Below are 23,739 nucleotides of genomic sequence, written 5' to 3'. Positions count from 1 at the left end.
GCGGGTATCCGGGCCGTCGTCACTTAAGCGCTGCTAAGAGAACCGCGAGTTCCGGGGCCGTGGCCTGAAGTGGCCGGGGGCATGGCAGGCTTGGGGCATGGCCGTTCAGATCAATCCCAGCATCCTGTCCGCCGACTTCGCCCGTCTCGCCGAGGAGGCGAAGGCCGTCGAGGGGGCCGACTGGCTGCACGTCGACGTCATGGACAACCACTTCGTCCCGAACCTCACCCTCGGCGTCCCGGTCGTGGAGTCCCTGAGCCGCGCCACGCAGACCCCGCTCGACCTGCACCTCATGATCGAGGACCCCGACCGCTGGGCGCCGCAGTACGTGGAGGCCGGCGCCGGCTCGGTGACCTTCCACGCCGAGGCCGCGGCGGCGCCGGTGCGCCTCGCGCGCGAGATCCGTGCCCTGGGCGCCCGGGCGGCCATGGCGCTCAAGCCCGGCACGCCGATCGAGCAGTACGAGGACATCCTCCCCGAGCTCGACATGGTGCTGATCATGACGGTCGAGCCAGGCTTCGGCGGCCAGTCCTTCCTCGACATCATGCTGCCCAAGGTCCGCCGGACCCGGGAGCTGATCGCCAAGCACGGACTGGACCTGTGGCTCCAGGTCGACGGCGGGGTCTCGGCCACGACGATCGAGCGGGTCGCGGAGGCCGGCGCCGACGTGTTCGTGGCCGGAAGCGCGGTCTACGGGGCGGTGGATCCGGCCGCCGCGGTGCGGACTCTGCGTGACCAGGCGGGTGCGGCGATCGCGGCGGCGCCCTGGGCCTGCGACCACTGAGACAAGCGTTGGTGAACGGCTCGGTGAACGGAAGCCGTCCAGGCTGATCAATGGCCGTTGGATCTGACAGGATGAACGGCGAGTCGAGAGTGTGAACACGACAGTGTGAACAGCAGTGAGGAGAGCGCGGTGTCTGCAATGTCGGCGGGACGGTCAGCCCTGCGGATGGGACCCGCGGAGCTGGTGCAGGCGGCGGCCATGGCGCGCCGCTTCTACCTGGAGGGCAAGTCCAAGATCCAGATCGCCGAGGAGTTCGGCGTGAGCCGCTTCAAGGTGGCCCGGGTCCTGGAGACGGCCCTCGAACGCGACCTCGTCCGCATCGAGATCCGGGTACCGGCGGAACTGGACGCGGAGCGCTCGGACGCGCTCCGCGCCCGGTACGGGCTGCGGCACGCCGTCGTGGTGGAGTCCCCGGCCGACGCGAGCGAGGACGCGCCCGATCCGGAGAACCTCGGCGCGGTCGCGGCCGACCTGCTGGGCGAGCTCGTCAACGAGGGCGACGTCCTGGGGCTGGCGTGGGGCCGGTCGACCATCCACATGGCCGCCTCCCTGCACCGGCTCCCGCCGTGCACCGTCGTCCAGCTGACCGGCGTGTACGACGCGGGGACGGCCGAGCGCGGGTCCGTGGAGGCCGTGCGGCGCGCCGCGCAGGTCTCCGGCGGGGACGCGCACCCCATCTACGCGCCGATGCTGCTGCCGGACCCGGCGACGGCGGCGGCGCTGCGCAACCAGACGGGCATCGCGCGGGCCTTCGAGTACTTCGACAAGGTCACCGTGGCGGCCGTGTCCATCGGCTCCTGGGAGCCGGGCATCTCGACCGTGCACGACATGCTCACGGACGAGGAGCGGGCGCACTACGCCTCGCTGGGCGTGGCGGCCGAGATGTCGGCCCACCTGTTCGACGCGGAGGGCCGCCGGGTCGGCCGGGACCTCGGCGAGCGGTGCATCACCGTCGAGGCCGACCGGCTGCGCCGGATCCCCGAGGTCGTGGCGATCGCGGGCGGACTGCGCAAGGCCGCCGCGATCGGCGCGGTGCTCAGATCCGGGCTCGTGACCAGCCTGGTCACGGACACGGCGGTGGCGGACTACCTGCTGACCGAGTCCGCGCCGGGGCTGCGGCCGGCGCTGGAACGGGCCGATCCGGACGAGCTCTAGTCCGAGCGGCGGGCCCCCGCCCGGCGATTCGCCAATAAAACGGATATTTGGCACGATCGGCGCATGATCTTTCGGAACGTGCCCCGGTCGTTGCTGCGCGCGCTGGGGGCCCTGTTCCTGTGCGTCGCGCTGGCGGGAGCCGCGGCCTGCGGCGGCGCGCCCCGGCAGGCCGCGCCCGCCGGTACGGGGGCCAGTGCCGCCCCGGCGCCGTCCTGGGCGAAGGGGATGTCCACCGTACGGGCCGACGCGCTGCCCCCGCAGGCGCGCGAGGTGCTCGCGCTGATCGACCAGGGCGGCCCGTACGCCTACCGGCAGGACGGGACCGTCTTCGGGAACTTCGAGAAGGCCCTGCCGAAGCAGAAGCGCGGCTACTACCACGAGTACACGGTCAGGACCCCCGGGGAGCGCGACCGCGGGGCCCGCCGCATCGTCACGGGCGAGGGCGGCGAGTTCTACTACACGGACGACCACTACGACACCTTCAGGGCGGTTCTCCGATGACCCTCGACCCGCAGCCGCTCGCCCCCGCCCTCGCCGCGGCCGAGGGGGCCGGCTGGACGACCGTACGGCTGGACCTGGACGGCGTGCGCAGCAAGGCGGCGCTGATGCGGCGCTGCGGGGCGGCCCTGGCGGTGCCCGAGTGGTTCGGCGGGAACTGGGACGCGCTGGCCGACGCGCTGATCGACCTGTCCTGGCTGCCGGACGCGCCGGGGCGGCTGCTGGCGGTGACCTCCTGGCGCGGGTACGCCGCGGAGCGGGCCGAGGACTGGGAGACGCTCGGGGAGGTCCTGGAGGAGGCCGTGGACTTCTGGCGGGGGCAGGCGGGGGCGCCGCCGCTCACGGTGGTCCTGGCGGGCTGAGCGGGGCCGCGGGACGCGAACACGGAACACGGAACACGGAGCAGGCCCCGCGCCCTTCCGGGCCGCGGGGCCTGCTCGTTCACGCGTCCTTCGCCTTCGGGACCCACGGCGGGGTCTGGCCCCAGGACCAGACCGGGACCTTGGCCGCGTCCACCGGCGGCGGGTTGGGGCCCGAGTAGATCAGGGCCATCCGGGTGCCCCACTCGATGTAGTAGACGAACACCGCCCGGAACTCGGGGTCCGTCGGGAGGCCGACCTCGTCGGCCGTGTCCAGCAGCAGGTCCACCCAGCGGCGGCGCTGCTGCTCGGTGATGCCGCGTCCCAGGTGCTTGGTGGCCATGTGCATGTGGCCGCCGTGGTGCGCCGAGTAGTCGGCCGGGCCGCCGAAGACCTCCGACAGCCAGACCGCGACGTGCTGCGGGTGCTCCGCGTCCATGCCCGCGAAGACCGGGGCCAGGACCTCGTCCTGCAGCGCGTGGGCGTAGAAGGCGTCGGTGAGCCGCCGCATGGCCTCCGCGCCGCCCATCCACTCGTAGATCGTGGGCGTGGTGCTCATGACTGTCCGGCGGCCTTTCCCGGGCCGACCACGTCGGTGACGGTGTAGTGCTGCATCTCCTCGATGTTCGTCACGTACGGGCGGATCGCCTGGAAGAAGGCCGGGAAGTGCTCGCCCTTGCGGAAGCCGTTGAGGTGGGCGTCGACCGAGGTCCAGCGGATCCGCAGGATGTACCGCTCGGTGTCCTCGGTGTTGTGGGCCAGCTCGTAGTCGATGCACTCGGGCGAGGCGGCCAGGGCCTCGGCCGCGCGGGCGTACGCCTCCTCGAAGGCCTGCTGGTCCTGCGAGGCGATCCGGTAGCGGATGTACTCGACGGTGGTGGTCATGGTGTGCGTGCCTCTCCCTGGGATCAGGTCGTCCCGGATACTTTCCGGGATCATCAGTGCCCGGTGGGGATTTCCGTCACTCCGGCCGAGACTTCTGGATGTCGGGGCCCTGCGCGCGGACCCGCTGGACCTCGTCGAGGGACTCCCGCAGCTCGCGGAGCCACTCGTCCGCGTTCTCCCCGACCAGGCGCACGCACCAGGCCAGGGCGTCCGCCCGGCTGCGCGCCACGCCGCCGGCGACCAGGGTGTCGAGCACCTGGCGCTCGGACTGGCGCAGCCGGGTCATGACCGGGACCGCGAGGTGGGTGAAGAGGACGGTCTCCTCACCCGACCTCACGCCCCAGGCGACCTTGCGGCGGTAGAGCTCCTCGGCCTCGCGGGCCACCTCCATGCGCTGCTCGCGGGTGCGCTCGCGGAACTCCTTGACCGACTCGGACGCCGGGGCGGCGCCGACGACGGTGATCTCCTCCCGGTCGACGGTGACCGAGACGAGGGACTCGTAGACGTCCACCGGCAGGCGCTCGGCGAACCACGCGCGGAGCTTCTCGCTCTGTTCGGCTGTAATCATGTAATCAACGTTGCATCCGCTCTCCTCGTGATCGCAAGGCCCCGGCCGTTCGCTCTCGGCGTCAGCCCATCGAGCGGTAGCGGTGGATCAGGGAGACCGCCATCGCCCCCTCGCCCACGCCCGAGGCGACCCGCTTGACCGAGTGGGCCCGCACGTCGCCCGCCGCGAAGACCCCGGGGACGCTGGTCTCCAGCGGATACGGGGCGCGCTCCAGGCTCCACTCCGCCGGGAGCTCCCCGCCGTTGGCGATCAGGTCGGAGCCGGTGAGGACGAAGCCGTACTCGTCGCGCTCCACCACCCCCGACAGCCAGTCCGTGTGCGGCCGGGCCCCGATGAACGTGAACATGAACCGGGCCGGGACCTCCCGGTCCTCGCCGGTGTCCGCGTCGTGCAGGGTGATCCGCTCCAGGTGCTCCCCGCCGTGCAGGGCGGTGACCGTCGTGCGGACCTTCACCTCGATGTTCGGGGTGCGCCCGATCTCGTCGATCAGGTAGCGGGACATGCTCGCGTCCAGGGAGGCCGCCCGGACCAGGATGGTCACCCGGGCCGCGTACTTGGCGAAGTGCACCGCCGCCTGCCCGGCCGAGTTGGCGCCGCCCACGATGAACACGTGCTGCGAGATGCAGGCCGAGCTCTCCGTGGTCGCCGCCCCGTAGTACAGGCCCGCGCCCTCGAAGCGGTCCGCGCCGGGAGCCTCCAGGCGGTTGTACGAGACCCCGGTCGCCAGCAGCACCGTCTCCGCGCTGATCTCCGTCCCGTCCGCCAGGGTCAGGATCTTCGCCGGGTCGTCCCGGGTGAGGGAGACCACCTCCACCGGGTGCAGGATCTCGGCGCCGAACCGCGAGGCCTGGATGGTGGCCCGGCGGGTCAGGTCGCCGCCGGAGAGGCCCGAGGGGAAGCCGAGGTAGTTCTCGATCAGGCTGGAGGTGCCGGCCTGGCCGCCCGGGGCGCGGGAGTCCAGCATCAGCGTGGACAGGCCCTCGGAGGCCGCGTACACCCCGGCGGCGAGCCCCGCCGGGCCGGCGCCGACGATCACGCACTCGTAGTGCGGGCGGGACGCCGTGGTGGACAGGCCCAGGCGCCGGGCGAGTTCCGTGTCGGTCGGGGCCGAGAGCACCGAGCCGTCCGGGAAGCGCACCAGCGGCAGCGCCGCCCCGGCCCGCGCGTCGGCGATCACCGTCAGCGCCTCGGGGTCCCGCTCGACGTTCAGGAAGCGGAACGGCTGCCCGTTGCGGGTGAAGAAGTCCCGCACAGCGTGGGTGCCGGGGGAGACCAGGTGGCCCGCGACGATGATCCCGTCGTAGGCCGGCCGGTAGGTGGCGAGCCAGTCCGACAGCAGGTCGTCCAGGACCGGGAAGAGCCGCTCGTGCGGCGGGTCCCAGGGCTTGAGCAGGTAGTAGTCCAGCCGGACCCGGTTGATGGCCGTGATGGCCGCGTCGGTCTCCGCGTACGCGGTCAGCAGCACCCGGCGGGCGTCCGGGAACCGGCTGACCGCCTCCAGCAGGAACTCCACGCCCGTGACGTCGGGCATCCGCTGGTCGACGAGGAACAGCGCGGGGTCGTGGCCGCGCTCGTCGAGGGAGTCCAGGATCTTCAGGGCGTCGGCGGCCGAGGAGGCGCCCAGCACCCGGTAGCGGTCCCCGTAGGCGCTGCGCAGGTCGCGGCGGACGGCCCGCAGCACCTGCGGGTCGTCGTCGACGGCCAGGATCACGGGCTTGCGGCTCTCCGCCCGCTCGGGAGCGGCGGCCGTGCTCGTGGCGGGGGAGGCGGGGCTCCCCTGGGCCGCGCTCACGCCGGCTCCAGCATCAACTGGTCGGCGTAGCACCAGGCCCAGTCCTCACCGGGCTCGTGCGAGGCCGCGATCGGGTGGGAGCTCGCCCGGTAGTGCCGGGTGGCGTGACGGTTCTTCGAGGAGTCGCAGCATCCGACGTGCCCGCAGCTCAGGCACATCCGCAGGTGCACCCAGGCGTCCCCCAGGCGCAGGCACTCCTCGCAGCCCTCGGCTGATGGCTTCACCGGACGTATCTGGTCGATGTGTGTGCACAACAGGTCCTTCGTCATCGTCCCCGTCCCTCTCCTCACGCACTCCTGACCCGGCGCGCCCCGCGCATCACGGCGCGTCCAGACCATAAGTCGGGGATCTTGAATTGGTTCAGCGATCCGGCCGAGGTCAGGAAGTCCGGCGCGTACTTCCTGACCTCGCCGGACTACTAGGTGAGGTGTCGTCACCACCTTGCCCGCTACCTCACGAAGTCGCATTCCGGCCCTTTGACGCGAGCTCCGGGCGCACGCAGTGTGGTGAACGCAAACGACAACAGGCCGCGCCTGGAGGAATCCGTGAGCAGAAAGATTCTGGTCATTGTCTCCGAACACGGATACTGGTCCGAGGAACTGATCGGTCCCGTTTCGAAGTTCGACGAGCAGGGCTACGAGATCACATTCGCCACGCCGACCGGAAAGCGCGCCCACGCGCTTCCGCCGAGCCTCGACCCGAACTTCGTCGACCCTCCGCTCGGCCGCTCGGTCACCTCGGAGGAGAACGCCCGCCTGGGCCGGGAGTTCGAGCAGTCGAACCGCCTCGACACGCCCCTCGACATCGAGGCGTGGGTGCCGGAGCGCCCGTACACGAGCGACGGCGCGTACCTGCGCAAGCTGGAGCAGTACCACCGGGACCTGGAGAAGCTCCAGGCCGACATCGCCGGCTACGACGCGGTCCTCATCGTCGGCGGCAGCGGTCCCATCGTCGACCTCGCCAACAACGAGCGGGTCCACGCCCTGATCCTGGCCTTCAAGAACGCCGGCAAGGTCGTCGCCGCCGAGTGCTACGGCGTCGCCTGCCTGGCCTTCGCCCGCGACTGGGGCGACCGCAAGAGCATCATCTGGGGCAAGCACGTCACGGGCCACTGCAAGGAGTACGACTACAAGGACGGCACCGGATTCCTCGGCACCGACTTCAACATGGGCCCGCCGCCGTACCCGCTGGAGTACATCCTGCGCGACGCGACCGGCCCGCGCGGCGCCTATCACGGGAATTTCGGCCACCCCCTGTCGGTGATTGTCGACTACCCCTTCGTCACCGGCCGCTCCACCCCCGACTCGTATCTCACGGGGCAGAAGATCGTGGAAGTCCTGGAGAACGGCCTCACCCGTTACGGGTGGTAGGGGAATGAGGGGGAGTCCGATGAATTCCGAAGCCACTCCCGGACGGGAAAGGCTGATCGAGCAGTTCAAGGCCGACGGCCTGACGGTGATGTTCGGAAATCCGGGAACGGTGGAACAGGGATTCCTCGACGCGGTCGACGCGGCGGCGGACTTCCAGTACGTCCTGGCCCTCCAGGAGACCGTGGCCGCCGGCATCGCCGACGGCTACGCCCGGGCCACCGGCGGTGCGGCCCTGCTCCAGCTGCACTCCGGCGTGGGGCTGGGCAACGGCATCGGCATGCTCTACCAGTCGCTGCGCGGCCACACCCCGCTGGTCGTGGTCGCCGGCGACGCCGGGGTGCGCTACGACGCCATGGACGCCCAGATGGCCTGCGACCTGGTGGCCATGGCCAGACCCGTCACCAAGTACGCGACCCGGGTCACCGACCCCCGGTCCGTGCTGCGCACCATCCGGCGGGCCGTGAAGATCGCCCTCACCCCGCCGCGCGGACCGGTGTTCGTGGCCCTGCCCATGGACGTGCTGGACGAGCCCAACTCCGAGCCCGTCCTGCCCGCCACGGTCCCGCTCACCGACGTGGCGCCCTCGCCCGCCTCGGTGGGCCGCGCGGCCGAGCTCCTCGCCGGCGCCGAACGCCCGCTGGTCCTCGTCGGGGACGGGGTCGCGCTCTCCGGGGCGCAGGCCGAACTCGCCGCCGTCGCCGAGCTGCTGGGCGCCGACGTGTACGAGGTCGACTCCTCCGAGGTGAACATCGCCGCCTCGCACCCGCTGCGCCGCGGCCAGACGGGCCACATGTTCGGCCCGCACAGCAAGGAGCTGGTCGGCGAGGCGGACGGGGTGCTGATCGTCGGCACCTACGTCTTCCCCGAGGTGTTCCCCGAACTGGAGAACCCCTTCCGGCCCGGCGCCAGGGTCGTGCACATCGACCTGAACGCCTACGAGATCGCCAAGAACCACCCCGTCGACCTCGGGCTGGCCGCCGACCCGCGCCAGGCGCTGCGCGCGCTGGCCGGCGTACTGGAACACCGGCTGACCCCGGCCCGGCGGGCGGCCGCGGCCGCCCGGCTGGAGGCGCGGACCCGGGAGCGGGCCGACACCGCCGGGCAGGCGTCCCCGGACGACGACACGCCGATGGCCGTCTTCCTGCGGACCCTGGCCGAGCGCACCCGCGGGGACCTGATCGTCTTCGACGAGGCCCTGACCACCTCCCCGCTGGTCACCCGCCACCTGCCGCCGGAGCGCCCGGGCGACTACCACCTCACCCGGGGCGGCTCCCTGGGCGTCGGCTTCCCGGGGGCGGTCGGCGCCAAGCTGGCCCGCCCGGACCGGCTCGTCGTCGGCTTCGCGGGCGACGGCGGATCGATGTACACCTACCAGGCGCTGTGGACGGCGGTCCGGCACGGGATCGACGCCAAGTTCGTGGTCTGCAACAACCGCAAGTACCGGCTGCTCGACGACAACATCGCCCAGTACTGGCGCGAGCGGGACATCGCCGAGCACCCCTTCCCGGGCTCCTTCGACCTCTCCCGCCCCGAGATCGACTTCGCGGGGCTGGCCCGGGCGCTGGGCGCCGACGGGACGCGGGTGGAGAAGCCGGACGAGGCGGCGGCCGCCGTGGACCGGATGCTGGCCCACCCCGGCCCGTTCCTCGTCGACGTCCAGATCTGAACCGACCGGACCCCACCGAACAGGAGGAGACCGCATGCCCGCCGAGCGGCTGACCGAAGACGCGATCCGCACCTTCACCGAGAACTGGTACGTGGCCCTGGACCGCCACCTCCCGCTGGAGCAGGTCCGCGCCCTCGTCACCGAGGACCTGGAGCTCAAGGTCCCCGAGGACACCTTCCTCGGCCACCAGGGCTTCGCCCGCTGGTACGACGCCGCCGTCCACCGCTTCTTCGACGAGGTGCACACGGTCACCAAGGTGGAGCCGGTGATCGAGGGGGACCGGGCGGTCGTCCGCGTCCTCGTCAACTGGCAGGCCAAGATCTGGGACGCGCCGGCCGCCCGCAGCCAGTGGATCGGCTTCGACGCCGACCAGACCTGGACCGTGGTGGCGGGCGCGGACGGACCGCGGATCAAGCAGTACACCGTCAACGAACTGACGCCGATGCCCGGTTCGGGCTCGCTCTGAGAGGGCCGCGGCGATGACCGAAGTCACCCGCGAGCGGGTCGAGGCCGCCTACCGCGCCCTCGGCTCCGGAGACCGGGCGCGCATCCTGGAGTACTACTCCGAGGACCTGCGCTGGCTGGTGCCCGGCAACCACCCGCTGGCCGGCTGGTACGAGAGCCTGGACGCCTTCCTGGAGCTGATGGGCCAGACCCACAAGCTCACCGGCGGCACCTTCCGCATGGAGCTGGAGGCCGTCCTCACGGGGGAGGACTGCAGCGCCGACGTCTGCCGCAACACCGCCCGGCGGGACGGCGCGGACCCGGCGGGAGGCTCCCCGTACGAGCACATGGACTACCCGGTCTTCCACTTCATGCGGTGGCGGGACGGGCGGATCGTCGAGGGCCGCGACGGGCTCTTCGGCGACACGGCCAGTGCCTTCAGCCAGTTCTGGGCGCCCTTCGCGCCGGACGGCACCCGCAGGGACCGATAGGGGGATGAGAGACGCGATGGACGCCCGAGAGATCCTGACCAAGTACTACGAGTACGCCAACGCCGGTGACTGGGACCGCTGGTGCGACCTGTTCGCCGAGGACCAGGTCATGGACGAGCAGCTCGCCGGACACATCGAGGGCCTGGAGACCCTGCGCTCGATGATGAAGGGCATGGGGAGCATGTACCGGGTCTTCCGCAACGAGCCGGTGCACTTCCTGGTCGACGGGGAGAAGGCCGCCGCCGTCTCCCACATCACCGCCGTCAGCCCCTCCGGCCGGGCCATCGAGGCCGAGGTCATGAACTTCTTCCGGATCGTGGACGGCCGGATCGTCTACATGGCGAACTACCACGACACCGTCCCCTTCCAGGTGCTGAGCCAGGACTGAGGGGACCGGACCGTGGCCACAGAGCAGTACGACTACGTGATCGTCGGCTCCGGCACCGCCGGCAGCGTCCTCGCCGACCGCCTCTCCGCCGACCCGGACGTCTCCGTCCTGGTCCTGGAGGCGGGCGGCCACCGCATCCCGCCCGAGGTGGACGACCCGTCCTCCTGGTACAAGCTGCTCGGCGGACCCGTCGACTGGGGCTACACCAGCGTCCCGCAGCCGGGCCTGGGCGGGCGCCGCACCTACGAGCCGCGCGGCAAGGCCCCCGGCGGCAGCAGCAACCTCTACATCATGATGCACATCCGGGGCCACGCCTCGGACTTCGACAACTGGGCCTACCGGGGTGCGGCCGGCTGGGCGTACGAGGACGTGCTGCCGTACTTCGCCCTCCTGGAGGACCAGGAGGACGTCACCGCCCCCACCACGGGCACCGGCGGCCCCCAGCGCGTCACCAACGCCGGGCGCCACGCACCCAACCCGGTCTCCCGCGCCTTCATCGACGCCGCCGTCGAACTCGGCCACCGGGAGATCGCCGATTTCAACACCGACGGCCCGCGCGGCGGCCTCTTCGGCACCGGCTGGCACCACATCGACGTGGCCGACGGCCGCCGCCAGGGCACCCTGGCCGCCTACCTGGAGCCGGCCCTCGCCCGCCCCAACCTGACCCTGCGCACCAGCGCCCAGACCACCCGGCTGCTCATCGACGGGGACACCTGCACGGGCGTCGAGTACGTCCAGAGCCGGCCCCCGGCCGAGATCCCGGGCCGCACGGTCCGGGACGGCCACAGCACTGCCGCCGCCCCGGGGCTGCACACCGTACGGGCCCGCCGGGAGGTGATCGTGGCGGCCGGGGCGATCGAGTCCCCGAAGCTGCTGCTGCTCTCCGGCATCGGCCACCCCGAGCGGCTGCGCGAGCACGGGATCGGCGTCACCGCGGCCCTGCCCGGGGTCGGCGAGAACTTCCACAACCACGTCCTGACCGGGCTGATGGCCGAGGTCACCCAGGAGCTCCCGGCTCCGGCGCAGAACCTGTCGGAGAGCGCGCTGTTCCTGTCCTCCCGGCCCGGGCTGCCCGCCCCGGACCTCCAGATCGCCTTCGTCCACGTCCCGTTCGACGTGATCGTCGGCCAGGACCACCCGAACACGGTCTCCATCCTGCCCGGGGTCGTCCGCCCGGTCTCGCGCGGCTGGATCCGGCTCGCGAGCGCCGACCCGCTCGCCCACCCGCTGATCCACCCGAACTACCTGGGCGACCGCTGGGACCTGGAGCGGATGGTGCAGGGCGTCAAGCTGGCCCGGGAGATCTTCGCCACCTCCGCCTTCTCGCCCTGGTACAAGCAGGAGCTCCAGCCGGGGCCCGGCGCCGTCGGCGACGAGGACCTGCGGACCTTCGTCCGGCAGAAGGCCGAGAGCTACCACCACCAGGCGGGCTCCTGCCGCATGGGCGTCGACGACCTCGCCGTCGTCGACCCCGAGCTGCGGGTGCACGGCGTACGGAACCTGCGCGTCGCCGACGCCAGCGTGATGCCGGCCGTCCCGTCGGGCAACTGCCACACCGCCATCGCGATGATCGCCGAGCGCGCGGCGGACTTCCTCACCGGCCGGAACAGGGGGGCCCGACGTGCCTGACGCCGTACTGCGCGAAGGCGCGCTGAGCGGGACGCGCATCGCCGTCCTGGTCGAGAGCGACTTCTACGAGCCGGAGATCTCCTACTACCAGCGCCGGTTCGCGGAGGAGGGCGCCGAGGTCCACTTCCTGACCCGGCTGTGGGGCAACGACTCCATCACCTTCACCGGGCACGAGTACCGGGCGCCGTTCACCGCCGACCGCTCCCTGGAGGGACTGGACGACGAGGAGCTGCGCGGCTACGCGGCCGTCATCGTGCCCTCGGGCATGGTGGCCGACCGGCTGCGCTACACCGAGGACGTGGACGTGCTGGCGCCCGCGACCGAGTTCCTGCGCCGGGCCTTCGAGGAGCCGACCGTCCTCAAGGGGATCATCTGCCACGGCATGTGGCTGGCCTCCTCCATCCCCGACAAGGTGCGCGGCCGCAAGGTCGTCTGCCACAACAACCTCGTCGGCGACGTCCGCAACATGGGCGCCGAGTATGTCGACGAGGACGTGGTGGTCGACGGGGACCTGGTCACCGGCCGCACCGGCGCCCACCACCACCTGTTCGCCCGCCGGATCATCGAGCTCCTCGCGGCGCGCCGGGGCCGGGGGAGCACCTGATGCCCGGCGCCGGCGAGCGCCCGATGGTCTGGTCGCACGTGGGCCTCAACTGCGCCGACCAGAAGAGCACCGAGGAGTTCTACACCCGCCACTTCGGCTTCACCCGGGCCCGGGTGGTCGACCTCGGGGAGACCCGGATCGTGTTCCTGCGCAAGGGGGACGCGTACCTGGAGCTCTTCGAGGCCGCCGCCGGGCCGGCCGGCCCGGCCCCGGGGGTCCCCCCAGCGGTAGCCGGGGGAGACGGGCCGCCGGCCCCGGGCCTGATACGCCACCTGGCCTTCCAGACCGACAGCGTCGACGCCTTCCTCGCGGAACTGGGCGACGCCGCCGATGTGACCCTGGGGCCGCTGGCCTTCGACGACTTCCTCTGCGGCTGGCGGACCGTCTGGGTCCGCGATCCCGACGGGGTGATCGTCGAGGTCAGCCAGGGATTCGAGGACGACCGCTCACACGACAAGGACGGTGCATGACATGGCGGGCTCGCCCGGCTTCTCCTTCTCCGACACGATCGCGGGCTACGTCGTCCGCTTCGACTCCGCCGCACGGCTGCTGCGGCTGAGGACCGCCGACGACCGGGAGTTCGACGTCTCGCTCGCCTCGGGCCCCAGCGCCGAGCTGGTGCGCAACCTCGACGAGCCGTACATCGACGCCTCGGGGCACATCGACGAGATGCTCTCCCCGGGCCGGCTGCTCTTCGCCTACGGGGTCCACTACCCCGAGCAGGGCGGGCGCTTCGACGCCAAGAGGCTGGTGTTCCTGGGCCGCAGCGCCGAGGACTACCGCTTCGAGGAGGCCGGCTGGTGGGTGAAGCAGATCGAGTCCCTCGCCGACTTCTACAAGCGGGCGCAGTTCGGCGACGGGCCGGTGGACTTCACCCAGTACCGCACCGAGATCCGCCTCGGCGGCGACAAGACCGCCAGCCACGTCCAGGAGACCGACACCATCTCCCGCCTGGTCTACGGCATGGCCTCGGCCTACCTGCTGACCGGCAAGGACGAGTACCTGGAGGTCGCCGAGCGCGGCACCGAGTACCTGCGCAAGCACATGCGGGTCGTGGACACCGAGGAAGACGTCGTCTACTGGTACCACGGCATCAGCGTCGACGCGGACAGCGAGCGCAAGCTGTTCACCTCGGAGTTCTCCGACGACTACGACGCCATCCCGATGTACGAGCAGATCTACGCCCTGGCCGGCCCCATCCAGACCTACCGGGTCACCGGAGACGTCCGGATCAAGAACGACGCCGACGCCACCATCCGGCTGTTCGACAAGTTCTTCCTCGACCGCGAACAGGGCGGCTACTACTCGCACGTCGACCCGATCCTCTTCAGCCCCGACCACGAGTCCCTCGGCGAGAACGCCGAGCGCAAGAACTGGAACTCGGTCGGCGACCACGCGCCCGCGTACCTGATCAACCTGTACCTGGCGACCGGCGACCAGAAGTACGCCGACTTCCTGGAGTACACCTTCGACACCATCGCGGACAAGTTCCCGGACTACAAGAACAGCCCGTTCGTCCAGGAGCGCTTCTTCCGGGACTGGTCGCACGACACCGCGCACAGCTGGCAGCAGAACCGCGCGGTCGTCGGGCACAACCTGAAGATCGCCTGGAACCTGATGCGGATGAACTCGCTGAAGGCCAAGCCCGCCTACGAGGAGCTCGCCCGGAAGATCGGCGGGATCATGCCCGCCGTCGGCAGCGACCTCCAGCGCGGCGGCTGGTACGACGTCGTGGAGCGGGTGAAGGAGGGGGACCAGGAGACGTATCGTTTCGCCTGGCACGACCGCAAGGCCTGGTGGCAGCAGGAGCAGGCGATCCTCGCCTACCTCATCCTCCACGGCACCGTCGGCGGCGACGCGACCCTGCGCGAGGCGCGCCAGGCGCAGGCCTTCTACAACACCTTCTTCCTCGACCACGACGAGGGAGCCGTGTACTTCAACGTGCTCGCCAGCGGCACGCCGTACCTGCTCGGCACCGAGCGGCTCAAGGGCAGCCACTCGATGTCCATGTACCACTCGGCGGAGCTCTGCTACCTCGCCGCCGTCTACAACAACCTGCTCATCAACGGCCGGGAGATGGACTTCCACTTCCAGCCCGACCCGACCGACCTGCCCGGCCGGACGCTGCGCGTCTCGCCCGACCTGCTGCCCGCGGGCTCGGTGCGGATCGCGTCCGTGGAGATCGACGAGAAGCCGTACGAGGAGTTCGACGCGGACGAGCTGACCGTCCACCTCCCCGACGTCCAGGGGCGGGTCAAGGTCAAGGTCCGGCTCCGGCCGGTGGCCCAGAAGTAGTGCCCAACGGGGGGCGCCCCAACCAGAGGGGAAGCACGACATGAGTCTGAACGTGAAGGAACGCCGCAACAAGACGGGCACCGTGCTCGTCGCCACCGGCGAGATCAACAGCGAGACCTCCGGCACCCTGCTGGAGACCCTGCTGCCGCTCGTCCGCGAGGGCCGGCCGCTGCGCATCGACCTGACCGCCGTCACCTACGTCTCCAGCGCCGGCCTGCGCACCCTGCTGGTCGTCTACCGCGAGGCCCAGCACGCCGGCGTCGCCGTCACCCTGTACGGGGTGAGCGAGGAGGTCCGGTTCGTCATGTCGGCCACCGGCTTCCTCGACTTCTTCGAGACCGGCGAGGCCGCGGCCGCCGCCGGCCGGGCCAAGGCCGTGCGATGAGCGAGGCCCGCTCCGAACGAGTGCTGCGCGTGGACGCGTACCCGACCCACGAAGTGGGCGGGTACCGCGTCCGCGCGGGCAAGCCGTTCCCCTTCGGGGCCAACGTGGTCCCCGGCGGGGTCAGCTTCTCCGTCTTCTCCGACCAGGCCACCTCCATGACGCTGGTCATCTACAAGCGCGGAGAGCCCGAGCCGATGGCCGAGCTGGAATTCCCCGAGGAGTTCCGCACCGGCAGCGTCTTCTCCATGACGGTCTTCGGCCTCGACCACGAGAACATCGAGTACGGGTACCGGGCCGACGGCCCCTACGACCCGGCCACCGGCCACCGCTTCGACGCCCGGCAGGTCCTCTCCGACCCCTACGCCCGGCTGATCGCCGGCCGCGACGTGTGGGGCGTGGAGCCGGACCGCAGCCGCGGCTACCAGTACCGCTCGCGGGTCTGCCTCCAGGACTTCGACTGGGGCGACGACACCCCGCTGGGGATCCCCGCCGAGGACCTCGTCGTGTACGAGGCCCACGTACGCGGCTTCACCCGGCACCCCTCCTCGCAGGTCACCGCCCCCGGCACCTTCGCGGGGCTGCGGGAGAAGATCCCGTACCTGAAGGAGCTCGGGGTCAACTGCATCGAGCTGCTGCCCGTCTTCGAGTTCGACGAGAGCGACAACCCGCGCAGCAACCCGGAGACCGGCGAGAAGCTCTACGACTACTGGGGCTACAACACCGTCTCCTTCTTCGCGCCGAAGGCCGGCTACGCGGCCACCGGACGCTACGGGATGCAGGGCGACGAGTTCCGCACCCTGATCAAGGACCTGCACGCGGCCGGCATCGAGGTCATCCTCGACGTCGTCTTCAACCACACCGCCGAGGGCAACGAGCAGGGCCCGACCATCTCCTTCAAGGGCCTGGACAACGCCACCTACTACATGCTCACGCCCGAGGGCTACTACTTCAACTTCAGCGGCACCGGCAACACGGTCAACTGCAACCACCCGGTGGTGCGCAACTACGTCCTCGACTGCCTGCGCCACTGGGTCGCCGACTACCACGTCGACGGCTTCCGCTTCGACCTCGCGGCCATCCTCGGCCGGGACCTGGACGGCACCCCGCTGCCCAACCCGCCGCTGCTGGAGATGCTCGCCTTCGACCCCGTCCTGCGCCACACCAAGCTCATCGCCGAGGCCTGGGACGCGGGCGGCCTCTACGAGGTCGGCAACTTCCCGGCCTACGGCCGCTGGGCCGAGTGGAACGGCAAGTACCGCGACACCGTGCGCCGCTTCCTCAAGGGCGACCCCGGGGTCACGGGGGAGCTGGCCACCCGGATCGCCGGCTCGCCGGACCTGTACTCCAGCCGCGGGACCTCCGCCTCCGTCAACTTCCTGACGGCCCACGACGGCTTCACCCTGGCCGACCTGGTCGCGTACAACGACAAGCACAACGAGGCCAACGGCGAGGGCAACAACGACGGGGCCAACGACAACAACAGCTGGAACTGCGGGGCCGAGGGGCCCACGGACGATCCCGGGGTCAACGCCCTGCGGCTGCGCCAGATGAAGAACGCCCTGGCCATCCTGCTCACCAGCCAGGGCATCCCGATGCTGCTGTCCGGGGACGAGGTCGCCCGCACCCAGCAGGGCAACAACAACACCTACTGCCAGGACAACGAGCTGTCCTGGTTCGACTGGGACCAGGTCGACGAGAACGCCGAACTGCTGCGGTTCACCCGCGAGATGATCGCCTTCCGGGGCCGCCACCGCGAGCTGCGCTCCACCACCCACCCCACCGGCCGGCTCCGCGACAGCCTCGGGCTGCCGGACATCAGCTGGCACGGGGAGCGGGCCTGGCAGCCCGACTGGTCGTCCGAGAGCCGCCTGATCGCGGTGGCCCGCTGCGGGACCGCCGACGAGGACGTGGTGTACGTCGCCATGAACTCCCACTGGGAGGCGCACGACCTGGAACTGCCCGCCCTGCCCCACGGGCGCAGCTGGCACCTGTTCGCCGACACCGGCGCCGAGGCCCCGTACGACATCCGCACCCCGGGCACGGAGCAGGAGCTCGACAACGCCGGCAAGTACCTGATCGGCCCGCGCTCGGTCGTGATCCTGGTCGGCCGCGCCAACGACCCCGAGTGACCGAAGGAGACCTGACATGCCGCTTTCCGTGTCCTTGAGCATCGAGGGCGACACCACCGTGATCGAACTGACGGGCGAGCTGGACGCCAAGACCGCGCCGGAGCTCCACCAGACCATCGAGAAGGCCGCCGGCCACGGCACCAGCACCGTCGAGATCCGGATGGCGGGCGTCGGCTACATGGCCAGCGCCGGGCTGCGCTCCCTGGTCTTCGCCCAGCAGAAGGTCGCCGACCACGTCACCATCAAGGTGGTCGGCGCCATCGAGCCCGTCTCGCGGACCATCCGCACGGCCGGACTCGACCGCAGCATCGTGCTCTCCGATGACTGAGCACGCGGCCCGGGCCGGTGAGTGACGTGGTCGAACTGGCGAGGAAGCCCGCCGTATTGGAGGTGCCCGCGACCGTCGGGGCACTGGGCGAGATCGCCGCGTTCGTCCTTCGGCTCGCCGGCCGGGCCCGGCTCGGCACGGGGGCGACCTACCGGATCAGGCTGGCCGTGGACGAACTGGCCACCAACATCGTGATGCACGGGTACCGGGGCGGCGCGGGGCGGATCACCGTCCTGGGCCGTTCCGGCCCCGACGGGGTGCGGATCACCATCGAGGACACCGCCCCCGCGTTCGACCCCGTCGCAGGCCGCCTGCCCCCAGCCCCCGGGATCCCCCCGGAACGGCGGCGGGTCGGCGGCCTCGGCATCCACCTGGCCCTGACCAGCGTGGATTCGTACACCTATGCCCACAGGGACGGTCGCAACATCAGCACGCTGACCGTCAAGGCTGAGGGGACGGACGCATGCCCTCCACGACCGTGATCATCCTGGACGTGCACCCGCTGCCGCCGGCCGAACTGCTCGAAGCGCTCCGGCTGATGGACGCGGAACTCGTCACCCCCTCCCTCGCGCACCTGCTGCGCGACCGCCCGGACGCGCTGCCCTGCGCGGACGTGCTGCTCGTCCCCGCCGAAGCCGACGGGGACACCGTGCGCACGGTCGTCCGGCGGCTGCGCCGCTGGGCCGGGGCGCCGATCGTGGTGGCCTGGACCGTGGCGGACTTCGCCGCCCTGGAGCGGCACGTCCGCCTCGGCCACGACTACCTCGTCCCGCCCTTCCTGCCGGCCCTGGTCGCGGCCCGGCTGCGCAGTTGCACGGAGCGCGCCGGACTCGGCCGCACCGTGCAGGAGGCCGACGCGCGGGCCGAACTCATGGGCTACGAGAAGGAACTGGAGATCGGCCGCGAGATCCAGGCCGGCTTCCTGCCCGAATCGCTGCCCGTTCCCGCCGGCTGGGAGATCGACGTGCGCTTCCGGCCGGCCCGGCAGGTCGCCGGGGACTTCTACGACGTCTTCGAGATCTCCCGGGGCCGCAGACTGGCCCTCGTGGTCGCCGACGTCTGCGACAAGGGAGTGGGCGCCGCCCTCTTCATGGCCCTCATCCGCTCCCTGCTCCGGCACACCGCGGAGAACAGCGGCCTCCAGCACCTGATGGCCGCCGGCCGCACGGGCGGCAGCCGGCGCACCCCGGTGGTCGGCGCCACCCCGCTGCTCAACGCGGTCACCGCCACCAACGGCTACCTCACCCGCAACCACCTCAGACAGGGCTACTTCGCCACCCTCTTCTTCGGCGTCCTGGACCCCCACACCGGCAGCCTCGTCTACATCAACGGCGGCCACAACCCGCCGCTGCTGCTCTCCGGCGACGGCTCCGGCACCCGGGCGCTGGAGGTCACGGGGCCCGCGGTCGGGGTCCTGCCCGACTGCGTCTACACCCTCGGCTACGCCCAGCTGGACCCGGGCGACACCCTTTTCGTGTTCACCGACGGAGTACCCGAGGCGCGCTGCCCCGAAGGCTACTTCCTCGGTGACGAGAGGATGCTCGAACTGCTCGCCGGCCCCCCGGCGAGCGGCCGGGACGTGGTCGACCTGATGGACCGGGCGGTGCGCGATCACACCGGCGTCGCCGAACAGCACGACGACGTCACCATGCTGGCCCTGCACCGGCCACGTGCGGCGCGGGGGCCGCATGCGGACGGCACGGGCTACCGGGTGGTGGCGTGATGACCCGGACCATCGTGGTGCACTCGCACCGCGGCGGCACCGGGAAGTCCTCGGTGCTGGCCAACCTGGCACTGCTGCTGGCGGCCGCCGGACGGCGGGTCGGGGTGGTCGACACGGACCTCCAGTCGCCCACCCTGGACCTGCTGTTCGGGGTGGCGCCCGGAGCCGGCTCGCTGGCCGACTACCTGCTCGGCCGCTGCGAGATCGAGGCCGCGGCCCGGCGGACGGCGGTGCCCGGACTGTTGGTCGTACCGGCCCGGACCGGGACGGCGGCCCTGCGGGAGCTGATGGCCACCGGGTACGACGTCGGACTGCTCCCGGAGGGCTTCGAGCGGCTGGCGCGCAGCCACGCGCTGGACGTCCTGCTGCTCGACACGCACGCCGGACTCAACAACGAGTCGGTGACCGCCATGGGCAGTGCCGACATCGTCCTCATCATGACGAGGGCGGACCGGATCGACCTCTCCGGGGTCGAGGAGACCATCGCCCTCGCCGGGCGGCTGGCCTGCCGGCGCGCCCTGGTCCTCAGCATGGCGCCCGAGGGCGTCGACCACGACGCCGTCCGCCGGCGCGCCGAGGAGGTATACGGCACCCCCCTGGCCGGAATCCTCCCGTACGTACCGGAAATGGCGGCCCTCTACGGCGAACGCATATTCGCCGAAGCCTTCCCCGACCACCCCCTGGTCGGTGAATTCCGCACGATCCTCACGGCGTTGGACGCACGTGACGAAGTATCGCGTGCCTGACGCCACCCCCTTACGCCCCTGTAGAGGGGCGTGTTGAATCGGCAGCGAATCCAGAACAAGGAGAGAATCATGAGGATTCTCGTCGTCTTGACGGCAAAGGCCACCCTCCATCTCCTGGACGGGGAGCAGCACCCCTCGGGCTTCTGGGCCGAGGAATTCGTGGTTCCCTACACCCTCTTCCGGGACGCCGGTCACACCGTCGACGTGGCGACGATCGGGGGCGCCGCCCCCACGGTCGACCGGACCAGCATCGACCCCCAGTTCCTGCAGTACGTCCGCCCGGCGGGCTCGCCCGACGAGGACGCGGCCAACGCGGCCGAGTACGTGCGCGTGATCGAGCAGGCCCCCCAGCTCCGCAGCCCGCTCGCGATCGAGTCCCTCGGGGAGAAGGACGTCGCCGGGTACGACGCCCTCTACATCAGCGGCGGCCACGGGGCCATCGGCGACCTGCCCAAGTCCGACGAGCTGGCGCAGGTGCTGCGCTGGGCCCTCGCGCAGGACAAGCCCCTCGCCACCGTCTGCCACGGCCACACCGCCCTGCTCTCCCTGCGCGACGGAGAGGGCCGCTGGCCGTTCGAGGGCTACCGGATGACGGCGTTCTCGCACGACGAGGAGCTGGTCACCAACATGGCCGGCCGCCTCCCGCTGATCCTGGAGGCCGAGCTGACCCGGCTCGGCGCCCGCTACGAGAAGGCGGACGCGATCTGGGACTCGCACGTCGTCGTCGACCGCAACCTCACCACCGGACAGAACCCCTACTCCTCCAGGGCCCTTGCCGAGACGTTCCTGCGCCGGCTCGAAGAGGCCTAGCCCCCGCGACACCGGAAGGTGCAGCCATGACCAAGCGCGAGCTCAGCGGCCACCCCCTGGCCCATCCCGGGAAGCTGTTCATCGGCGGCCAGTGGGTCCCGGCCCGGGACGGCCGTACGGAACCGGACATCAGCCCGATCGACGGGCAGGAGATCGTACCGGTGGCCCAGGCCGCCGCGACCGACGCGGACGCCGCCGTCGCGGCCGCCCGCACGGCGTACGAGGAGGGTCCGTGGAGCAGGCTGTCGGCCCAGGAGCGCGCGCTGCGGCTGAACCGCGTCGGTGAGCTGATCGAACGGGACCTGGAGGAGATCGCCCTGCTGGAGACGGTGGACATGGGCAAGCCGTTCGCCTTCTCCAGCACCGTCGACGCCCCCATGGCCGCCCAGCTCATGCACTACTACGCGGGCGCGGTCACCCGGGTCGACGGCTCCTCCAGGGCTCCCGCCGGCGGTCAGCTCGCCTACACCCTGCGCGAGCCGCTGGGCGTGGTCTGCGCCATCACCCCGTTCAACTTCCCGCTGCTGCTGTCGATGACCAAGATCGCCCCGGCCCTCGCGGCCGGGAACACGGTCGTCCACAAGCCCTCACCGGCCACCCCGCTCACCGCCCTGAAGATCGCCGAGCTGTTCCAGGAGGCGGAGATCCCAGACGGGGTGCTGAACGTCGTCACCGGACCCGGGGTGGAGCTGGGGGAGACCCTCACCGGCCACCCCGGCATCGACAAGATCGCCTTCACCGGCTCCACCGCCGTCGGACAGTCGATCATCCGCAAGTCGGCCGGCACCCTCAAGAAGGTCACGATGGAACTCGGCGGCAAGTCCGCCAACATCGTCTTCGCCGACGCCGACCTCGACGCCGCCGAGGAACTCGCCTTCTTCGGCATCTACTACAACAAGGGCGAGATCTGCACGGCCGGCTCCCGGCTGCTGCTCCAGCGCCCCGTCCACGACGAGCTGGTCGAACGCCTGGTCCGCCGGGCCGCCGCCCTCAGGCCAGGCGACCCGCGCGACCCGGAGACCCTCTTCGGCCCGCTGGCCCACCGCGCCCAGTTCGACAAGGTCAGCTCGTACATCGAGGTGGGCGAGAAGGAAGGCGCGGTGCTGCGCACCGGCGGCACCGGCTGGACCCCCGAGGGGGCCTCCAGCCAGGGCCTCTACTTCCTGCCCACCGTCTTCACCGGCGTGGACAACGGGATGCGGATCGCCCAGGAGGAGATCTTCGGCCCCGTCCTGTCGGTCATCCCCTTCGACACGGAGGAGGACGCCGTGCGCATCGCCAACGACAGCGCGTACGGCCTCGCCGCCGGGGTCCACACCAAGGACCTGCGGCGGGCCCACCGGGTCGCCTCCCAGATCAAGGCCGGCACGGTCTGGGTCAACTGCTACAACCAGTACGACCCCTCCGTCCCCTACGGCGGCTACAAGGCCTCCGGCTACGGCCGCGAGTGCGGCCCCGAGTCCCTGGAGAGCTACACCCAGACCAAGTCGGTCTGGATCGGCATGGACTGACGTCCGGCACCGCCGGACCGAGCGATCGAGGAGCATCGATGCGGACAGGCGTCATCGGCACCGGGCGGATCGGTTCGACCCTCGCGAGGATCCTCGTGGCGGCAGGCCACGACGTGGTCCTGGCCAATGCCACCGGGCCACGGTCGCTCGCCCCCCTGCTCGCCGAACTGGGGCCCGCCGCGGCTGCGGCGGACCCCGTCGCAGCGGCCGGCCGGGCCGACCTCGTGGTGCTGATGGTGCCCTACGCGAGGGTGCGCGGGCTGCTGCCACCGCACGTCGTGCAGGACAAGGTGCTGGTGGACGCCACCAACGCCTTCGCCGGCCCCGGCACCCCCGCCGACCTGGGCGGGCGCGCGTCCAGCGAACTGGTCGCCGAGTGGTACCCCGGCGCCCGGGTCGTGAAGTCCCTGAACACCATGCATTACGAAACCCTCGCCGTCGCCGGAAAAGCCGGAGGTGAGCGCCTCGCGCATTACACGGCGGGCGACGAGCCGAAGGCGAAGGAAATCGTCGCGGGAATCCTCACCGATCTCGGATTCGCCGCCGTCGACACCGGACCGCTGCATTCCGGAGGAATTCTCCAGCAGCCCGGCGGCCCCCTCTTCAACCGGTCGCTCACGGAAGCGCAGGCGCTCGCATGGATCTGACACCCGCCCCCACGCTGACCCTCCACGTGAACGGAAGACCCGAGGAGTTCGCGGCGCGGCCGAGCGAACTCCTCGTGGAACGGCTCCGCGACGGACTCGGGCTGACCGGCACCAAGGTCGGCTGCGACACCGGCCAGTGCGGCACCTGCGTGGTCCGCCTCGACGGCAGGTCCGTCAAGAGCTGCCTGGTGCTCACCGCCTCCGCCGCCGGCTCCGAGGTCACCACCATCGAGGGGGTGTCCGCCCGGGGCGGGGAGCTGACCGGCCTCCAGGAGGCCCTGCGCCAGGAGCACGGCACCCAGTGCGGGTTCTGCACCCCCGGCATGGTCATGGCCCTCGGCGAGCTCGTCGAGAACACCGCCCCCGGAGCGGCGCCCACCGAGCCCGAGATCCGCGAGTGGCTCACCGGCAACCTGTGCCGCTGCACCGGCTACCACAGCGTGGTCCGCGGCGTGCAGCGCGCCTGCGCCGCGCCCGCGGAGAGCGCCGCCGCAGCCGACTCCGCCGTGCCCGCGGCCGAGGGGCGGTGAGC

At 71.3% G+C, this 23,739-nt stretch carries 28 protein-coding genes; 23 read left to right on the top strand and 5 right to left on the bottom strand.

Annotated elements, in window-relative coordinates:
- The first annotated feature begins 97 nt into the window (after positions 1-97).
- From rpe to ACIRBY_RS33020, 4 genes are all read left to right on the top strand, one after another.
- A complete protein-coding gene (gene rpe / locus ACIRBY_RS33035) occupies positions 98-784 on the top strand; it encodes a ribulose-phosphate 3-epimerase (RefSeq protein ID WP_403907645.1) in 687 nt (228 codons plus the stop codon).
- 138 nt (positions 785-922) lie between these two features.
- Positions 923-1,939 (top strand): sugar-binding transcriptional regulator, encoded by a 1,017-nt coding sequence (locus ACIRBY_RS33030; protein WP_045946176.1) that lies wholly within the window; start codon positions 923-925, stop codon positions 1,937-1,939.
- A 63-nt stretch (positions 1,940-2,002) separates the two neighbouring features.
- A complete protein-coding gene (locus ACIRBY_RS33025) occupies positions 2,003-2,440 on the top strand; it encodes a ribonuclease domain-containing protein (protein ID WP_403907643.1) in 438 nt (145 codons plus the stop codon).
- A complete protein-coding gene (locus tag ACIRBY_RS33020; protein ID WP_403907641.1) occupies positions 2,437-2,799 on the top strand; it encodes a barstar family protein in 363 nt (120 codons plus the stop codon). The genes ACIRBY_RS33025 and ACIRBY_RS33020 overlap by 4 nt, the downstream gene beginning before the upstream one ends.
- Positions 2,800-2,878: 79 nt before the next feature.
- Here the strand turns inward: ACIRBY_RS33020 and ACIRBY_RS33015 are convergent, their stop codons facing one another.
- From ACIRBY_RS33015 to ACIRBY_RS32995, 5 genes are all read right to left on the bottom strand, one after another.
- Positions 2,879-3,355, bottom strand: coding sequence for a group II truncated hemoglobin (locus tag ACIRBY_RS33015; RefSeq protein ID WP_403907639.1), 477 nt, complete (start codon positions 3,353-3,355; stop codon positions 2,879-2,881).
- Positions 3,352-3,681, bottom strand: a complete 330-nt coding sequence (locus ACIRBY_RS33010) for a putative quinol monooxygenase (RefSeq protein ID WP_388951866.1) — start codon at positions 3,679-3,681, stop codon at positions 3,352-3,354. Before ACIRBY_RS33010 ends, ACIRBY_RS33015 begins: the two co-directional genes overlap by 4 nt.
- A 76-nt stretch (positions 3,682-3,757) precedes the next feature.
- On the bottom strand, positions 3,758-4,249 hold the full coding sequence (locus tag ACIRBY_RS33005; protein ID WP_403907637.1) for a hypothetical protein: 492 nt from the start codon (positions 4,247-4,249) through the stop codon (positions 3,758-3,760).
- Between the two features lie 61 nt (positions 4,250-4,310).
- Entirely contained in the window at positions 4,311-6,041 is a 1,731-nt protein-coding gene (locus ACIRBY_RS33000) for an FAD-dependent oxidoreductase (RefSeq protein ID WP_403907635.1), read from the bottom strand.
- Entirely contained in the window at positions 6,038-6,310 is a 273-nt protein-coding gene (locus tag ACIRBY_RS32995) for a UBP-type zinc finger domain-containing protein (RefSeq protein WP_403907633.1), read from the bottom strand. Before ACIRBY_RS32995 ends, ACIRBY_RS33000 begins: the two co-directional genes overlap by 4 nt.
- A 276-nt stretch (positions 6,311-6,586) precedes the next feature.
- Between ACIRBY_RS32995 and ACIRBY_RS32990 the strand changes: the two genes are divergently transcribed.
- From ACIRBY_RS32990 to ACIRBY_RS32900, 19 genes are all read left to right on the top strand, one after another.
- Positions 6,587-7,411: a type 1 glutamine amidotransferase domain-containing protein gene (locus ACIRBY_RS32990; protein WP_403907631.1), complete on the top strand. Its 825-nt coding sequence runs from the start codon at positions 6,587-6,589 to the stop codon at positions 7,409-7,411.
- Between the two features lie 19 nt (positions 7,412-7,430).
- On the top strand, positions 7,431-9,077 hold the full coding sequence (locus ACIRBY_RS32985; RefSeq protein ID WP_403907629.1) for a thiamine pyrophosphate-binding protein: 1,647 nt from the start codon (positions 7,431-7,433) through the stop codon (positions 9,075-9,077).
- 34 nt (positions 9,078-9,111) lie between these two features.
- Positions 9,112-9,543 carry a nuclear transport factor 2 family protein gene (locus tag ACIRBY_RS32980; RefSeq protein WP_403907627.1) on the top strand — a complete coding sequence of 144 codons (432 nt, stop codon included), beginning with the start codon at positions 9,112-9,114 and terminating at the stop codon, positions 9,541-9,543.
- Between the two features lie 13 nt (positions 9,544-9,556).
- A complete protein-coding gene (locus tag ACIRBY_RS32975) occupies positions 9,557-10,012 on the top strand; it encodes a nuclear transport factor 2 family protein (protein WP_403907625.1) in 456 nt (151 codons plus the stop codon).
- 16 nt (positions 10,013-10,028) lie between these two features.
- Complete coding sequence (locus ACIRBY_RS32970) at positions 10,029-10,400, top strand: nuclear transport factor 2 family protein (protein ID WP_403907623.1); 372 nt, start codon at positions 10,029-10,031, stop codon at positions 10,398-10,400.
- Between the two features lie 12 nt (positions 10,401-10,412).
- The gene (locus tag ACIRBY_RS32965; RefSeq protein WP_403907621.1) at positions 10,413-12,029 is read left to right on the top strand and encodes a GMC family oxidoreductase; all 1,617 of its coding nucleotides are present in this window, start codon (positions 10,413-10,415) and stop codon (positions 12,027-12,029) included.
- Complete coding sequence (locus ACIRBY_RS32960) at positions 12,022-12,633, top strand: DJ-1/PfpI family protein (protein ID WP_403907619.1); 612 nt, start codon at positions 12,022-12,024, stop codon at positions 12,631-12,633. Before ACIRBY_RS32965 ends, ACIRBY_RS32960 begins: the two co-directional genes overlap by 8 nt.
- Positions 12,633-13,103 carry a VOC family protein gene (locus ACIRBY_RS32955; protein WP_403907617.1) on the top strand — a complete coding sequence of 157 codons (471 nt, stop codon included), beginning with the start codon at positions 12,633-12,635 and terminating at the stop codon, positions 13,101-13,103. Before ACIRBY_RS32960 ends, ACIRBY_RS32955 begins: the two co-directional genes overlap by 1 nt.
- A gap of 1 nt (position 13,104) precedes the next feature.
- Positions 13,105-14,928: an AGE family epimerase/isomerase gene (locus ACIRBY_RS32950; RefSeq protein ID WP_403907615.1), complete on the top strand. Its 1,824-nt coding sequence runs from the start codon at positions 13,105-13,107 to the stop codon at positions 14,926-14,928.
- A 40-nt stretch (positions 14,929-14,968) separates the two neighbouring features.
- Entirely contained in the window at positions 14,969-15,313 is a 345-nt protein-coding gene (locus ACIRBY_RS32945; protein WP_366453572.1) for an STAS domain-containing protein, read from the top strand.
- Positions 15,310-17,442 (top strand): glycogen debranching protein GlgX, encoded by a 2,133-nt coding sequence (gene glgX, locus ACIRBY_RS32940; protein ID WP_403907613.1) that lies wholly within the window; start codon positions 15,310-15,312, stop codon positions 17,440-17,442. The genes ACIRBY_RS32945 and glgX overlap by 4 nt, the downstream gene beginning before the upstream one ends.
- Positions 17,443-17,458: 16 nt before the next feature.
- Positions 17,459-17,770 carry an STAS domain-containing protein gene (locus tag ACIRBY_RS32935; RefSeq protein WP_403907611.1) on the top strand — a complete coding sequence of 104 codons (312 nt, stop codon included), beginning with the start codon at positions 17,459-17,461 and terminating at the stop codon, positions 17,768-17,770.
- A gap of 17 nt (positions 17,771-17,787) precedes the next feature.
- Complete coding sequence (locus tag ACIRBY_RS32930; RefSeq protein ID WP_403907609.1) at positions 17,788-18,252, top strand: ATP-binding protein; 465 nt, start codon at positions 17,788-17,790, stop codon at positions 18,250-18,252.
- On the top strand, positions 18,234-19,493 hold the full coding sequence (locus tag ACIRBY_RS32925) for a PP2C family protein-serine/threonine phosphatase (RefSeq protein WP_403907607.1): 1,260 nt from the start codon (positions 18,234-18,236) through the stop codon (positions 19,491-19,493). The genes ACIRBY_RS32930 and ACIRBY_RS32925 overlap by 19 nt, the downstream gene beginning before the upstream one ends.
- Positions 19,493-20,239, top strand: a complete 747-nt coding sequence (locus tag ACIRBY_RS32920; RefSeq protein ID WP_403907605.1) for an AAA family ATPase — start codon at positions 19,493-19,495, stop codon at positions 20,237-20,239. Before ACIRBY_RS32925 ends, ACIRBY_RS32920 begins: the two co-directional genes overlap by 1 nt.
- 69 nt (positions 20,240-20,308) lie before the next feature.
- Positions 20,309-21,049: a type 1 glutamine amidotransferase domain-containing protein gene (locus ACIRBY_RS32915; protein ID WP_403907603.1), complete on the top strand. Its 741-nt coding sequence runs from the start codon at positions 20,309-20,311 to the stop codon at positions 21,047-21,049.
- Positions 21,050-21,075: 26 nt separating this feature from the next.
- Entirely contained in the window at positions 21,076-22,560 is a 1,485-nt protein-coding gene (locus tag ACIRBY_RS32910; protein WP_403907601.1) for an aldehyde dehydrogenase family protein, read from the top strand.
- A 38-nt stretch (positions 22,561-22,598) separates the two neighbouring features.
- Positions 22,599-23,207, top strand: coding sequence for an NADPH-dependent F420 reductase (locus ACIRBY_RS32905; protein ID WP_403907599.1), 609 nt, complete (start codon positions 22,599-22,601; stop codon positions 23,205-23,207).
- The gene (locus ACIRBY_RS32900; protein ID WP_403907597.1) at positions 23,198-23,737 is read left to right on the top strand and encodes a (2Fe-2S)-binding protein; all 540 of its coding nucleotides are present in this window, start codon (positions 23,198-23,200) and stop codon (positions 23,735-23,737) included. The genes ACIRBY_RS32905 and ACIRBY_RS32900 overlap by 10 nt, the downstream gene beginning before the upstream one ends.
- Positions 23,738-23,739: the final 2 nt, after the last annotated feature.

Source organism: Streptomyces sp. NPDC096136 (assembly GCF_044763325.1).
Lineage (GTDB): Bacteria > Actinomycetota > Actinomycetes > Streptomycetales > Streptomycetaceae > Streptomyces.
This window is presented reverse-complemented; position numbering and strand designations above follow the sequence as displayed.